Here is a 13801-nt window from a genome sequence, read left to right as displayed (position 1 = left end):
CGCGCCTTGCGCCCGAACCGGTCGGCTTCGGCCCGGTTGGCCAGCATCCCGTCGGTCCAGGCCGCCATCAGTTCGGGCATCGCCAGAAGCGACAGCGCGTGCCCGGTCGGGGCCGTATCGCAGACCAGCCGCGACGGCCCGCCCGCCTGCCCGACCTGCGCCGCCAGCCCCGCCAGCCGTTCGAGCAGGGCGGCCTCCTCCATGCCCGGCGCATGGCGGCTGCGCTCCAGATGGCGATCCATTTCGGCGTGCAGCCGTTCGGGCGTCAGCCGGCGCAGAAAGCCCGACACCCGGCCAAGGTGTTCGGCGGCACATTCGGCCGGGTCGAGTTCCACCGCCTCCAGCCCCATCGCCACACGCACCGGGCGCGGGCCGATCGTGCGGGTGAAGATATGGCCGAGGTTATGCGCCGGATCGGTGGAAACCAGCAGCACCCGCTCGCCGTGCCGGGCAAGCGCGAGCGCCACCGCGGCGGCAAGCGTCGTCTTGCCGACCCCGCCCTTGCCACCCAGCAGAACCAGCCGGCGGTTGCCGCTCGCCTCGAGCAGCATTTCACGTGGTCGAGCGGCGAATGCTCCATCCCCTTGCGCAGGTGCCATTCGTGGAACCTGTCATAGAGCAGCGGCGTCAGCTCCAGCGTATAGACCTGTGCCGGGTTCGGCACGCCCAGATTCTCGCATTGCACGAGCATCATGAACAGGTCGTCCCGGTCGCGGGCTTCGCGCGCCATCTCGCGGCGGTAGGGCGCGATGTAGAATTCGCGCAATCCGTCCGAAAAGGCGCGCCAGCGATCAGCGAGAGATCTGGCCATGCACGTCCGTGTCCCTGACGATCAGCCTGAAGCCGGTGGCGCGCAGCACCTGCACCGCCGTGACGATCACCAGCAACGCCGCGCCGAGGATCGCCAGCGCCATGATCGTCAGCACCCAGTTGCCCTGTGCATAGAAGCCGCCGATCTGGATCGCCAGCGCGATCAGCGTCATGAACAGCACGAAGATCATCGGCAGCAGGGTGTAGAGCGTCGAGCGCCCCTGCCGCGCGAGGATCACCGTGATGATCAGCAGCGTGAGCGAGGCCAGAAGCTGGTTCGAGGTGCCGAAAAGCGGCCAGATGATCATGCCGCCCGACCCGTCCGAACCCGCCCCGAAGGCGATGGCCAGGCAGAAGCCGAGCGCGACCAGCGTGGCCAGCCATGGCGTCTGGAGCAGCTTGATGCCGGTGATGTTGCCGACCTCGGCCACCACGTAGCGTTGCAGCCGCAGGCCGGTGTCCATGGTGGTGCCGGCGAAAAGTGCCGCCGTTACCGTCAGCATGGTGGCGGCAAAACCGGCCGAAATGCCCAGCCCGTCTTCCAGAATGCGCCCGCCGCCATTGACGAAGGCGCCAACGCCGCCGGCGCCGAACCGCGAATAGACCCCCTCCCATTCGGCCAGCGTCGCGAATCCGGCGGTGGCGCAGATGATGGTCGCCAGCGACAGCATCCCCTCGCCGACGGCACCGAAATAGCCGACGAAGCGCGCGTCGGTTTCCTTGTCGAGCTGCTTCGAACTGGTGCCCGATGCCACGAGGCCATGAAATCCGCTGATCGCTCCGCAGGCGATGGTGACGAAAAGAAGCGGCACGATCGCCGGCGTCCCTTCGGGCACGTTCTCGTTGTAGAACGGTGTCACCACATCGGGCGCGGCCACGAACACCGCCAGATAGATCGCCCCGAGCGCGATGAAAAGCTGCAATCCGTTGATGTAATCGCGCGGTTGCAACAGCATCCACACCGGCAGAACGGAGGCGATGCCGGCATAGGCAAACAGGATCAGCACCCAGACCACATTGTCGCTCAGGCCGAATATCGTTTCCGGCAGCGCAAGCGGAACATATTGCCCCAGCAGCAGTGCCGCGTAAAGCAGGACCACCCCGATGATCGACGGCCAGAGCAGCCCCATGTTGGTGCGATAGAGCAACTGCCCGATGCCGAGCGCCACCGCGATCGCCGCCCAGACCGGAATGACCGAGGTCGGGAACTGGATCAGGAGCCCCGAAATCACCACCGCGAAGGCCGCGTTCACCATCAGCAGCACCAGGAACATCACCAGCATGAACATGCTGCGCGCCCGGGCGCCGAGGATCTGCTCGCTGAGCGCGCCGATCGAAATGCCCTTGTTGCGCACCGAGGCCCAGAGCGCGCCGAAATCGTGCACACCGGCGAAAAAGATCGTGCCCAGCGTCACCCAGAGGAATGCCGGCCCCCAGCCCCAGATCACCGCGATGGCCGGCCCGACGATGGGTGCCGCCCCGGCGACAGAGGTGAAATGGTGGCCCCAGAGCACGTATTTGTTGGTCGGGACAAAGTCGATCCCGTCCTCGAATTCATGCGCCGGTGTCACGAAATTCGGATCGAGCCTGTAGATCCGTGTCGCGATGAAGCGCGAATACACGAACCATCCCAGAGCCATCGCACCGAGACCGATAATTGCGATTACGACAGAATTCATGACCTGCTCCGGCTGACACAGCGTTGCCCCGGGGTAGCACCGTTTCGGGGCAGGCTGCCACGAGGCAAATTGACTACCTGCCATTGCCGCCCCTCCGGCGAATCCGGCAAGGGCGGTTCCGGTGGCGAACCCGGTGTTCACGGTTGTTGTGGTTGCGGGTCCAGCCGCTGGAGAATTCTGCTGATTGTGATAGTAAAATACAGAAAATACAATAAGTTATGAGAAATAACTAGGAAGTGCGCTGCCCGTAATGGGGTTGCTCGGCGATGGTCGAAAGCAACTGGTCGAGGAACGCCGCCGCAGCGCGCGACAGCGGAACGTCGACCGGTTTCATGATCTGGAATTCGTATGGAAGCGACGGCTCGAAGGGGACGGTCCGCAACGCGGCTCCGAAGGTTCCGGGCGTGATCGGATCGACAATCGCGATACCGGTGCCAAGCGCGGCAAGTCCGCAGGCGGAATAGGACGGCTGGGTTTCGGTCACCACATGGGGGGTGATGCCCGCCTCGGCGAAACACCTGACCATGTAGCAGTAGGTGAGGGTGCGGAAGTTCAGCACCACCAGCGGTTCGTCGGCCAGATCGTGCGGGGTCAGCACGTCGCGATCCGCCAGCGGATGACCGGGCTGCATGGCACAGACGCAATCGGTCCGGAATGCCGCCAGAACATCGACATCGCGGCGTTGCGAGGATGTCTGCGCAATCCCGAGATCGATCTGGCGCGAGGTGAGAAGGTCGAGCACCTGGGACGAGGTGTGCACGTCATGCATCACGCTGACGCCGGGATGCAGGTCGAGGTAGCGCTTCACCGCCCTTGGAACGATCTCGAAACTGACCATCGGCAGCGAGGCGACCCTGAAGGTGGCGCGGCGGAGGTTGCGGATATCGTCGGCGACCTGCGCCAGCCGGTCGAGCCCGTAATACATCCGCTCGACTTCCTCGAAGAACTCGTAAGCCTCCTGTGTCGGCTGGACCTTACCGCCCGGCCGCAGTAACAGGCGCAGGCCGATGGACGCCTCAAGGTCCGACAGCAGCCGGCTGACGGCAGGTTGCGAAACGTTCAACGCGTTTGCCGCTGCGGTAACCGAGCCGTGCCGCATTACCATGCGAAAGGCGTTGATCTGCTTTTGATTCATTTTTCTTGTTTCCTACCGGAATCGTCAAGATATTGATTTTACAGAACTGTTTCACTGCCCGACAGTGGCCGGGAGTGCAACAGAAACTGTGATGCATCGCAAAATCGAACCGATTACAGAAACAATACCGGCAACGAAGCCAACAATACGGCACGAACAGGCCGGCGAACGAATGCTGCGGATTTACGCTGGGGAACTCAAAAAAGCGAGTGAGTGAAGGGTACGATATTCCCTACCGTCAATCCAGAGCGTCGCCGCCAGCCGTCCGCAGGTGCCGCCGGTTCGGCATCGCCGGTCGGGCCTCGTGCGGTCGCTGAATCCCGACGCCTGCTCATCCGTCATGCAATCCGGTGCCTGCTGCGCCATATCATGCGTCGCTTCCGCAGCCGTCAGGCGATTCGCGCTATCTCCCTGTCATCATGCGGAAAGTGCAATTCTGTCCGCTCCCGATCCGGCCCTGCCGGTTATTGCGATGCACGAGGCGGATGCCGGGATGCGCGGGGCTGATTCCTGCAACTCAAGATTGTTCAAGATTCGGAGATACAATCCAAACCTGTGCAGGGCACTGGACCGACGGCGAGCCTCCGCACGGATCACTTGATGGTGAACGGGGGTATTTCCCCTGCTCCGTGTCCGGAAAGGCAGGCCCGGCAGGACGGTACGGCGGTCCCGGCGGAGGGAGATTCGGCCCCCTGCCCCGGCATCGCGCGCGTCTGTCGGCGCATTCGCCGGCTGACAGGGCCCGGCCCGGTCAGGAAATCGAAAGCGCCGGTGTTTCCAGCCTCCCTTACACGGGGGAGCGGGATGTTGTATGCCCGTCCCATAGCGATCGATTGATTGATCTTATGGTAACTTTGAAAGACATCAGCCAGCGCCTCGGACTGTCGGTGACACAGGTCAGCCGGGCACTCGGCGGTCATTCCGATGTCAGCGACACCACCCGTGCGCGGGTCGAGGAGGCGGCACAGCAGCTTGGCTACCGTCCCAATCCGGCCGCGCTGAAGCTGCGAACCGGGCGAACGGGTATCGTCGGGCTGGTGGTGCCCGAGCATTCAGAGCAGGAGGAAAGCAATATCCTGCTGGAGATTCTGCTCGGGCTGGCGGTGGAGTTCTGGAAGCGCGGCATGCTGGTGGTGCTCAACGTCATGCCGAATGCCGGCAGCACCGCCGAATCCTATACCCGGCTGTTCCGGCAGGGATCGGTGGACGGTTTTGTCGTCATCAATCCGAATGCCGATCCGGCGGGGCTCCGGTATCTGATGCAGGAGGGCATTCCCTTCGTCTCGCACGGGCGCACGACGCCTCGCCCCGACTATTCCTATGTCGATCTCGACAACCGCGCCGTCGGGGAACTGATGGCCACACATCTGACCGGGCTCGGTCACACCGATATCGCGTTCATCGACGGCCCCGCGGGGAGCTTTTCGGCGGACGAGCGGCTTGCCGGCCTGACGGCGGCGTTGTGTCGGCACGGGAGCGAACCGCAGCCTGCCCTGACATGCCGCGGCATCATGACCGAACAGTTCGGCGAAGCCGCGACCAGACACCTGTTTTCCAATCCTGCCTGCCCGCCGAGCGCGCTTGTCGTCGGCAACATGGTGCTGGCCACCGGCGTGATGCGAACCCTTGGGCAGCTTGGCCTGTCGGTTCCGGGCGACGTTTCGGTCGTTGCGCATGACGACGTGCTGGCGCGCTATCCGCGCCGCACCCTGACGCCGGAACTGTCGGGAACCCGTTCTGCCTTTGCCGAGGCGTGGGGGCATATTGCCGACCTGCTGACGATGGCGGTGGATGGCAGGGATCCGGCGGCTTTGCAGGTGCTCGTTTCACCGGTGTTCGTCGAAGGGCGCTCCACCGCGCCGCGCGGCTGAGGGCCGGCGGCATGCGGGCGGACGAATGTCGGGGGCCGGCTTTCACGCCGGCCCCTTCGTGTTTTCAGTCGGGTTCAGCCCGCCGCGTCCTCGGGCACCGGGATTTCGCCCGGCTGGTTTGGCCGGACGATCAGGATGTCGCAGAAGGCCCGGTCGACGATTTCGCTGGCCAGCGTGCCCAGCAGGCGTTCGGTGAAGCTGACATCGGACCGGGCGCCGAGCACCAGGACCTCGGCCTTTCGGTCGCGCACCGTTTCGATCAGCGCATTCGCCGGGTCGCTTTCGACCATCAGGGCTGCCGTTACCGTGGCGCCCTGCTCTGCGGCCACCGCCACCGCCCGGGTCAACGCCTCGGTTGCCGCAGCGCGCCCCAGAACCTCGCCGGCGCGCATGTCGCCGCCGGTGGTGGCGACATTCTTTGCCTCGGCCCGGCGCGAGAGGCCGCTGTAGGCGCAGACGATCACCAGATCGGCGTCGTCGTTCCGGGCCAGCCACGCAGCGCGGGCGACGGTGGGCCCGGCAAGGCTGGACCCGTCGGTGCCCACAACGACAACGCGATAATCGGTCATGTTCGTCATGTTCATGAGCGCTCTCCTTCGCCCTAATGGCCGCCGCCGGGCATCGCCATGACGTCGTCGACATCACGCACGATCGGCGGTTCCTTGATCCACAGCATCGCCACCGCCGCCGCTGCCAGCCCCAGACCTGCGAAGGTGATCGCGTTGTTGGGGTTGTCGCCGAGCACATGGGTATAGACCCAGCCGAAGGTCAGCGAATGGATCAGCATCGGAATCACGATCATCATGTTGATGATGCCCATATAGACCCCATAGCGCGTCGACGGGATCATCCGTACCGCCATGATATACGGCACCCCCATGATCGACGCCCACGCGATGCCCAGACCGATGATCGGGATGAACAGCAGGTACTTGTTGGCGATATGCGGGAAGATCAGCAGCCCGACGGCGGCGATCAGCAGGCAGGTCATGTGAACGAATTTGGCCCCCCGTTTGCGCGCGAAGGCAACCAGCGAGAAGGCGACGAGGAAGGTGACGATGTTGTACCACCCGTTGATCAGGCCGGTCCAGGCGACGGCATCGCCAAAGCCTGCGGAATGCGCATCGGTCGTGTTCCACACCGACTTGGCCATCGAAAGCGTGACATATTGCCAGTAGCAGACCATCGCATACCACTGGAACAGGTAGACCAGGCCCAGCTTGCGCAGTTCGACCGGCATTTCGACGATGGCGTCCCAGATCTCCCTGATGAAGCCGAGCGCGCTGCCCTTGTGTTCGCGCATCGCCTTCAATTCCTCCTCGGTCGGCGGAATTTCCGGCGTCGTCAGAACCGAAACCAGAACCGAGCCGATCGAGCAGACCGAACCCAGCATGAACGAGCCGACGACCCAGTAGGGAATGCCCGCCTCGGTCGCGCCGTCGATCAGGTGCTGGAAGACGAAAAGCGAGATATTGGCCAGCGTGATGCCGAAACCGGTGAAGAAGCTCTGTGCAAGGAAACCCTTGCCCAGTTGCGACGGCGGCAGCTTGTCGGCGATGAAGGCGCGATAGGGTTCCATCGCGGTGTTGTTGGAGGCGTCCAGAAGCCACAGCAGCAGCACCGCCATCCACCGCGCCGAGACGAAGGGGAACAGGAACAGACAGATCGAGCAACCGGCGGCGCCGATCAGGAAGAACGGCTTCCGCCGCCCCCAGCGCGGGCTCCAGGTGCGGTCGGACAGCGCGCCGATGATCGGCTGGATCAGCAACCCGGTCATCGGACCGGCCATGTTCAGAAGCGGCAGGTCATGTGCGCTGGCGCCGACATACTGGAAGATCGGGTTGACCGCCGTCTGCTGCATGCCGAAGCTGTACTGAATCCCGAAGAAGCCGAAGTTCATCAGCAGGATCTGCTTCATGTCCATCAGCGGCTTCTGGCGGACGATGGTCGTGTGAGTGGTCTTGGCGGTAGCGGCCGGGGTGCTCCCGCCGTCCACGGTTGCGGTCTGCGCGCTCACTTGCGGCCCCCCTTGCGATCGAGAAATTCCTGAAGCCGGCCAAGTTCAAGTTCCCAGCCTTCGCTGTGGAAACCCGCCACACCGGCCTCGTAGGGGCCCTGAATGATGCGCACCAGGGTGCCATCGCGGCCCATCTTGCTGAATTCGACCCGCAGTTCCAGCGGCTTGTCGGGATCTATTCCCGAATCACCGGTGATCCGCTGGCGGGCGACGAAGACATCGGGTTCGAAATATTCGGTGAAGATCGCGTCGGTGGTGACACGGGTGGTCGGATCGTTATCGCGAATCTTCACATGATGGTGCTTTCCGCCGACGCGCAGGTCCGATGAAACGGTTTCCTTCTCGACATGCCAGCCCGGGCTGCCGCGCCATTCGGCCATTTCCTCCGGCGCTGTCCACGCCCGGAACACGACCGGCCTTGGATAATCGAACTGGCGTTCGATGATCACCATTACATTTGCCGTCATTCGACTTGTCCCTCTCTCTGCAATGCAAACACCATCAGCGTCTCTCTCCCTCGAGAGTGCGGAAAGCGGCGCCCGGACGGATCGCGAAGGCAGAAAGTACGCGAAGCGGTTCGTGCCGACGGGTGTTTTGCCAGCAATAACCACCCCTCGGCCGGCGGGATCCCGTTGGCAGCCGATTCCGGAAAGTCAGCGCAAACTACGTATCCAAAACGATTTGGAAAGAGAAAATACCGTCCTTTGCCGGGCGATCGGGCGATGAAAAATCAAGAACGGCCACGAACAGGTTGAAATGAAACGCGGATGCCGTTCGGGCCGGACAACGCCCTGCGACGATCTGTGCCGGCGGGGGCCGGCCTTTCGCCCTGGCTGGCTGCAATTCCGCGGCGCCTGCGATCCGCCGGTACTCTTTCCTGCCCGCATTCCGCCTGTGGCACATCGTGCCGCAGGGTGCCATGGCTGGCGCGCCGCGCGGAATTCCCGCAGGTTGGGCCCGAACCCTGCTAAATCGGCGAAAGGACGACCGGTGAAAGTCAACAACACGCATTATCGTTCGCTCTGGTGGGACGAGGCACGGAATGTGCTGATGATCATCGACCAACGCTGGCTGCCGCACGATTTCCGCGTTCAGCCGGTGGCGTCGATGCAGGATTTTGCCGATGCGATCCGCCAGATGCGTGTGCGCGGTGCGCCGCTGATCGGGGCCACGGCGGCCTATGGCATGGCACTGGCAATGGCCGGCGATCCGTCCGACGGCAACCTTGACGTGGCGTGGGATTTTCTCAGCCGCACCCGCCCGACGGCGATCAATCTCAGATGGGCGCTCGACCGGTGCCGCAGCACGCTGCGCCCGCTGCCGCCATCCGAGCGCGCCCGGGTGGCGCTTGCCCTCGCCCATGCAATTGCCGACGAGGATGTCGGGATCAACCGCCGCATCGGCGAGAACGGGCTTGCCATCATCCGCGGGATCGCCGCCGCCAAGGCCCCCGGCGAACCGGTGCGCCTGCTGACCCATTGCAACGCCGGCTGGCTTGCCACCGTCGACTGGGGCACAGCGACCGCGCCCGTCTATCAGGCGCACGACGCGGGCATCGCCCTGCATGTGTGGGTCGACGAGACGCGCCCGCGCAATCAGGGTGCGCTGACCGCGTGGGAGCTTGGCGCGCACGGTGTTCCCCACACCTATATCGTCGACAATGCAGGCGGCCACCTGATGCAGCACGGGCTGATCGATCTGGTGATCGTCGGCACCGACCGGACGACCCGGCAGGGCGATGTCTGCAACAAGATCGGCACCTATCTCAAGGCGCTGGCGGCACATGACAACGGGGTGCCGTTCTATGTCGCCCTGCCCTCGCCGACGATCGACTGGACCGTGACCGACGGCCTGACATCAATTTCCATCGAGGAGCGCCCCGAAAGCGAGGTTGCCGATATTCAGGGCCTGGCGGCCGATGGAACCATCGGCACATTGCACGTGCCGCCCCCCGGCACCCGGGCCGGCAACCCCGCCTTCGACGTGACGCCGAACCGGCTGGTCACGGGGCTGATTACCGAACGCGGCATCTGCGCTGCATCGGCGGCAGGGCTGGCGGGCATGTTCCCCGAACTTGCGGCAGCGGCCGGGTGAACGCGGCCCGACCAGGGCGACGGCATGCCCCGCCGGTGGCTGTCCGGTCAGTTGCGACAATCGGCCGGTGCCGCCCTGAGCGTGACCAGATGATTGTAATCCGGATCGAAAACCTCGTCCCGCACGGTCCACCCCTGAACCGAGGCCAGACCGCGCGCGTTGCAATGAAGCTGGACGAACTGGCGCTGTTTGCGCTCTTGCCACCCGGGTGCCATCTCGTCGGGGAATAGGAATATCCGCTTGATGTAGGAAAGGGTTCTGGTGGCGCAGTTGACCCTGACCTGAACCAGTTCCGTCGCCGCGTCGATATCCCTCGGCAGGGTGCGGTTGATCTCCTCCTCGAACCTCAGCGCCTCGTCGCAATCGCCTGCCATGGCGGCGGCGCTCAGCGCCAGGCTCAGAAAGACAAACGCCCCGATCCTCCGCAGGGGTGGTATCTGCACACGCATCGAACAATCTCCTGGAGCAACCTGCCGGTGACAGGCGCCCACCTACAGATAGATTGCCGGCGTTTCCACCTCGCGCAGACCGCTGCGGCGCAGCCATTCGGCGATGATCTCGACAGAGTCGCGCGTGGCGGCGGGCCAGTCCCGCGCCGGACCCCGCACGCCATGACGCTGGAAGGCGTTCAGGCGGACGCGGATCCCCGGGTCGAGTGATTGGACAAAAGCCGCCAGCGCCCCGATTTCAGCCCTGCTGTCGGTATATCCCGGCACGACGAGAAAGCGCAGTTCGTGCAGCTTGTCCATCTGGTGCAGAAACCGGGCACTGCGCAGCACCAGCGCATTGCCGACACCGGTCAGCGCCCGGTGGGTGGTATCGTCCAGCGCCTTGATATCGAGCATCACCCCGTCGGTCCAGGGCAGCACGATATCCCAGCCCGCCGAACCGAGATGGCCGTTACTGTCGATCAGGCAGGTCAGGTGCCGCAGTTCGGGGTCGGTCCTGATCGCCCGGAACAGCGCGGCGATGAACCGGGGCTGGGTGGTCGCCTCGCCCCCCGACAGGGTGATCCCGTCGAGGAAGGCGCGGTTGACACGGGCAAGTTCCAGCACCTCCTCCACGCTCATCGAGCGGACCATCGGATTGGCATTGATCGGACAGGCACGCAGACAGGCATCGCACTGATCGCACCGGGCCGGATCGAAGCTGATACGCCCGTCCGTCAGCGAAAGCGCGCCCTGCGGACAGGCGGGGATGCAGTCGCCGCAATGGTTGCACAGGCGCATGGTGTGCGGGTTGTGACATGTCCGGCAGGTGAACGTGCAGCCCTGCAAAAATACCACCAGCCGGTTGCCCGGCCCGTCGACGCAGGAAAAGGTTAGGGTTTTACTGACCGTAGCCCTGGGCGTATTCATGGCCGATCACGCGTGGCTTGCGGTTAAGGATTCCGGTCTTTTCCGCCGCTTCGGCGCCAAGTGCGGTTGTGTTGGTGCGCGCACCCCCGGCCCGCCGGTAGCGCTCCACATCCGAAAGCCGGATCATGTAGCCCGTCACCCGGACCAGATCGTTGCCCGCCACGTTGGCGGTAAATTCGCGCAACCCGCTGTCGAGCGCCCCCTTGCACAGCGTCAGCAGCGCCTGCGGATTGTTGCGGACCGTTTCATCGATGGTGAGGATTTCGCTGATACCTGAGGGATAGAACCGGTGATGCGGCAGCAGCGCCCGGATATGGCTCACCGGATCGGGCTCCGTTCCATAGGGGATACGCACGCCCGGCGTGACATTCACATCGGTACTGATGCCGGCCTGCGAATGCAGCAGCGCCCTGCCCCGCCAGGCATGCCGCACCGGCGTCGCCTCGACCCGCCCGGCCAGGGTGGCGGAAATCAGATAGCCCAACTCGTTCGCGCTTCCGTCGAAGCCATACCGGCCGGCCTGACCTTCGAGGTCCTGAAGGTGGTTCACCGCTTCGGCCATGCCGAAGATTCCGAACATCGCGGTGAAGCGGTCGGCGTCGATCCAGCCCTCGTGCACGAGGAAGCTCTCGAAGAAGTTCGACTGTTCGAACAGATAGGCCATCCGGGCGTCGATCAGGCGGAATTGCAGATCCATGTAATGCGGCAGGACGGTTTCGAGAAAATCGGTACGCCCCCGCGACCGTCTTGCGGCCTCGTGCAGGTTGAGGCGAACCAGCGTCGCCGATCCGCCCACCGCCGGCAACGCGTTGTAGCAGCTGACGATCCCGTAACCGCGCTCGTCGAAGGCCGCCGCGTGCAGAGGGTGATTGGCCACATGCGGCTTGGAGCATTCGACGATATTGCCGATGGCGATTTCGAGGATTTCCATGCCACTGACCCGGGGGTCGTACAGAAGCGTCAGGTTCGGCGCGATCTGCTTCAGCTCCGCGTCCACCCGCAGGATCGTGCGCGCGACGCGGTTGTCCTCGGGTCCGATATTGGCATGCAGGAAGGCATCGGGCAGTACCCGGTCGATGTAGCGCCAGAAAAGCCGGATCGCGCGATAAAGCGCCTCGTCGCTCACATCGTCGCAGAAGGGCAGCAGCAGCCTGTCGAGATGACCGATGAAAACCGGCATGCCGGTGACCGAGGGAACATGGTGATAGGCGATCATCAGGCAGTTGATCGCCTCGTCCAGCGTTTGCGGCGGGTCGAGTTCCAGATTGGCGCTGCCCCGGCGCAGCACCACGGAATAATCCGGCAGGACATAGCGCGGCTTGTAGGGGGCGTGCCCCTCGGCCAGATCGCACAGGATGCCATCGGCCAGCGCCGCGGCAACCTCGGCATCCACCTCCGGACCGGGCAGCAGGTTCTCGGCTTCGAGCGACAGGAAGCGTGCCTTCTGGGCCGGGCTCAGGCCGGGATCGTTGACGATTTCACGAAGCCTGCTCTGCACATCGTTCATGATCACTCTCCCGGTCACTCTTTGCCGGAAATTTAATCCTCTTCATCGTCTTTGTCATTTTCGTTTGCTATGTACCGGCGAGCATCCGCCACGTTGGAGAATGACCTGATGTCGACAATCGCGCAAAACGTTCTCGGGATCGGCCCGTTCAGCGAGGCGGAAGCCGGGGGACTGGTGGCGGAACTGGGTGCGGCCGTCCTGCCGTCGCCCACCGCGCTCGCCGCGCTGTCGGCTGAAGAGCGTGCCGGCGTGGCCGCTGTCGCCTACAAGGGCGGCGCGCCGTTCGGCGCGGACGAGATGGCCTTGCTGCCGAATCTTGGCCTGATCGCCAATTTTGGTGTCGGCTACGACGCCATCGACGTTGCGGCGGCGGTTGCGCGCAACATCGGCGTGACCAACACGCCCGATGTCCTGAACGCGGATGTGGCCGATCTGGCGGTCGCGCTGACGCTGGCGCAATTCCGCAGACTGGCCGAGGGCGACGCCTGGGTGCGGAGCGGCCGGTGGGAAAACGAGGCGATGCCGCTGTGCCGCAAGATGTCGGGCACGACGGTGGGTATCCTCGGGCTGGGCAATATCGGCCGGGAGATCGCCCGCCGTTTCGAGGCCTTCGGCATGCCGGTTCACTACTGGTCCCGTCGCGAGAAGGAGACGCCCGGCTGGACCTGGCACGCCACACCCGTGGAACTCGCCGGTGCGGTCGAGATTCTGGTGGTCATCGTCGTGGGCGGGCCGGATACGCGGCACATCGTCGACGCCGGGGTGATCGGGGCGCTTGGCCCAGCCGGCGTGCTGGTCAATGTCTCGCGCGGCTCGACCGTCGACGAGGAGGCGCTGATCGCGGCGCTCGAAAACGGTCGGCTGGGTGGCGCGGCGCTCGATGTCTTCGAGAGCGAGCCGCGCCCCGACAGGCGGTTTGCGGCGCTGCCGAACGTGGCGCTCTATCCGCACGGCGCCTCGGCCACGCATGAAACCCGTGCGGCGATGGCCAGGCTCCAGCGCGCCAACATCGACGCCTATCTGACGGGGGCGCCGCTGCTGACCCCGGTCACATCCTGACGGCCGGCAGGTCTCGGCCGTCAGGTGCGTTGGCGGGTCGCGATGTGTTTGTTTTCATGCGACGTTGTGGTTTGCGAGGATTTCCAGCGCCCTGACCATGGCGGAGTGGTCCCATGCGGCGCCGCCGTGGGCTGTGCAGGCGTTGAACAGTTCCTGCGCGGTCGCGGTATTGGGCAGGCTGATGCCGATCTGGCGCGCATTCGACAGCGCCAGATTCAGGTCCTTCTGGTGCAACTCGATGCGGAAACCCGGATCGAAGGTGCGCCTGATC

13 protein-coding genes and 1 pseudogene are annotated in these 13801 nt (G+C 64.4%); 3 read left to right on the top strand and 11 right to left on the bottom strand.

The features are described from left to right. The 4 genes and pseudogenes from ACK5IR_RS14725 to ACK5IR_RS14710 form a co-directional block, all read right to left on the bottom strand. On the bottom strand, positions 1-599 hold a 599-nt coding region (locus ACK5IR_RS14725; RefSeq protein WP_416929926.1), incomplete at its 3' end, for an ArsA family ATPase. Between the two features lie 5 nt (positions 600-604). Next, positions 605-730, bottom strand: a pseudogene (locus ACK5IR_RS14720) (hypothetical protein); the annotation flags it as partial. A 61-nt stretch (positions 731-791) separates the two neighbouring features. Further along, positions 792-2489, bottom strand: a complete 1698-nt coding sequence (locus ACK5IR_RS14715) for a carbon starvation protein A (RefSeq protein WP_416929925.1) — start codon at positions 2487-2489, stop codon at positions 792-794. Positions 2490-2718: 229 nt separating this feature from the next. Beyond that, a complete protein-coding gene (locus ACK5IR_RS14710) occupies positions 2719-3624 on the bottom strand; it encodes a LysR substrate-binding domain-containing protein (RefSeq protein WP_416929924.1) in 906 nt (301 codons plus the stop codon). Positions 3625-4469: 845 nt separating this feature from the next. On the opposite strand from ACK5IR_RS14710, the gene ACK5IR_RS14705 reads away from it, so the two are divergent. Next, positions 4470-5495, top strand: a complete 1026-nt coding sequence (locus tag ACK5IR_RS14705; RefSeq protein WP_416929923.1) for a LacI family DNA-binding transcriptional regulator — start codon at positions 4470-4472, stop codon at positions 5493-5495. A 74-nt stretch (positions 5496-5569) separates the two neighbouring features. Here the strand turns inward: ACK5IR_RS14705 and ACK5IR_RS14700 are convergent, their stop codons facing one another. Genes ACK5IR_RS14700 through ACK5IR_RS14690 form a run of 3 tightly spaced genes read right to left on the bottom strand, consistent with a single transcriptional unit; the run spans position 5570 to position 7979 of the window. Beyond that, positions 5570-6079, bottom strand: a complete 510-nt coding sequence (locus ACK5IR_RS14700; RefSeq protein WP_416929922.1) for a universal stress protein — start codon at positions 6077-6079, stop codon at positions 5570-5572. Positions 6080-6096: 17 nt separating this feature from the next. After that, complete coding sequence (locus ACK5IR_RS14695; protein WP_416929921.1) at positions 6097-7512, bottom strand: MFS transporter; 1416 nt, start codon at positions 7510-7512, stop codon at positions 6097-6099. Continuing rightward, positions 7509-7979, bottom strand: a complete 471-nt coding sequence (locus ACK5IR_RS14690; RefSeq protein ID WP_416929920.1) for an SRPBCC family protein — start codon at positions 7977-7979, stop codon at positions 7509-7511. Before ACK5IR_RS14690 ends, ACK5IR_RS14695 begins: the two co-directional genes overlap by 4 nt. 523 nt (positions 7980-8502) lie before the next feature. Here ACK5IR_RS14690 and mtnA point away from each other — a divergent pair. Continuing rightward, a complete protein-coding gene (mtnA, locus tag ACK5IR_RS14685; RefSeq protein WP_416929919.1) occupies positions 8503-9606 on the top strand; it encodes an S-methyl-5-thioribose-1-phosphate isomerase in 1104 nt (367 codons plus the stop codon). Positions 9607-9653: 47 nt separating this feature from the next. Here the strand turns inward: mtnA and ACK5IR_RS14680 are convergent, their stop codons facing one another. The 3 genes from ACK5IR_RS14680 to ACK5IR_RS14670 are packed head-to-tail and all read right to left on the bottom strand — an operon-like array spanning position 9654 to position 12471. Then, complete coding sequence (locus tag ACK5IR_RS14680; protein WP_416929918.1) at positions 9654-10055, bottom strand: hypothetical protein; 402 nt, start codon at positions 10053-10055, stop codon at positions 9654-9656. Positions 10056-10097: 42 nt separating this feature from the next. Then, on the bottom strand, positions 10098-10964 hold the full coding sequence (locus ACK5IR_RS14675) for a YjjW family glycine radical enzyme activase (protein ID WP_416929917.1): 867 nt from the start codon (positions 10962-10964) through the stop codon (positions 10098-10100). Beyond that, complete coding sequence (locus ACK5IR_RS14670; protein WP_416929916.1) at positions 10936-12471, bottom strand: YjjI family glycine radical enzyme; 1536 nt, start codon at positions 12469-12471, stop codon at positions 10936-10938. Before ACK5IR_RS14670 ends, ACK5IR_RS14675 begins: the two co-directional genes overlap by 29 nt. Before the next feature lie 108 nt (positions 12472-12579). Here ACK5IR_RS14670 and ACK5IR_RS14665 point away from each other — a divergent pair, with 108 nt between their 5' ends. Next, entirely contained in the window at positions 12580-13530 is a 951-nt protein-coding gene (locus tag ACK5IR_RS14665; protein WP_416929915.1) for a 2-hydroxyacid dehydrogenase, read from the top strand. Between the two features lie 54 nt (positions 13531-13584). Here ACK5IR_RS14665 and ACK5IR_RS14660 read toward each other — a convergent pair. Beyond that, on the bottom strand, positions 13585-13801 hold a 217-nt coding region (locus ACK5IR_RS14660; protein WP_416929914.1), incomplete at its 5' end, for an NAD-binding protein.

Origin of the sequence: Tropicimonas sp. (assembly GCF_047971885.1) — a bacterium.
GTDB lineage: Bacteria > Pseudomonadota > Alphaproteobacteria > Rhodobacterales > Rhodobacteraceae > Tropicimonas.
The sequence above is the reverse complement of the archived record's forward strand: the minus strand, read 5'-3'. Positions and strand labels throughout refer to the sequence as shown.

Bases quoted from the DNA above. Each gene is read 5' to 3' on its own strand.
- ACK5IR_RS14715 (WP_416929925.1), bottom strand. From the start codon at position 2,489: ATGAATTCTGTCGTAATCGCAATTATCGGTCTCGGTGCGATGGCTCTG.
- ACK5IR_RS14710 (WP_416929924.1), bottom strand. From the start codon at position 3,624: ATGAATCAAAAGCAGATCAACGCCTTTCGCATGGTAATGCGGCACGGC.
- ACK5IR_RS14705 (WP_416929923.1), top strand. From the start codon at position 4,470: ATGGTAACTTTGAAAGACATCAGCCAGCGCCTCGGACTGTCGGTGACA.
- ACK5IR_RS14700 (WP_416929922.1), bottom strand. From the start codon at position 6,079: ATGAACATGACGAACATGACCGATTATCGCGTTGTCGTTGTGGGCACC.
- ACK5IR_RS14690 (WP_416929920.1), bottom strand. From the start codon at position 7,979: ATGACGGCAAATGTAATGGTGATCATCGAACGCCAGTTCGATTATCCA.
- ACK5IR_RS14680 (WP_416929918.1), bottom strand. From the start codon at position 10,055: ATGCGTGTGCAGATACCACCCCTGCGGAGGATCGGGGCGTTTGTCTTT.
- ACK5IR_RS14675 (WP_416929917.1), bottom strand. From the start codon at position 10,964: ATGAATACGCCCAGGGCTACGGTCAGTAAAACCCTAACCTTTTCCTGC.
- ACK5IR_RS14670 (WP_416929916.1), bottom strand. From the start codon at position 12,471: ATGAACGATGTGCAGAGCAGGCTTCGTGAAATCGTCAACGATCCCGGC.
- ACK5IR_RS14665 (WP_416929915.1), top strand. From the start codon at position 12,580: ATGTCGACAATCGCGCAAAACGTTCTCGGGATCGGCCCGTTCAGCGAG.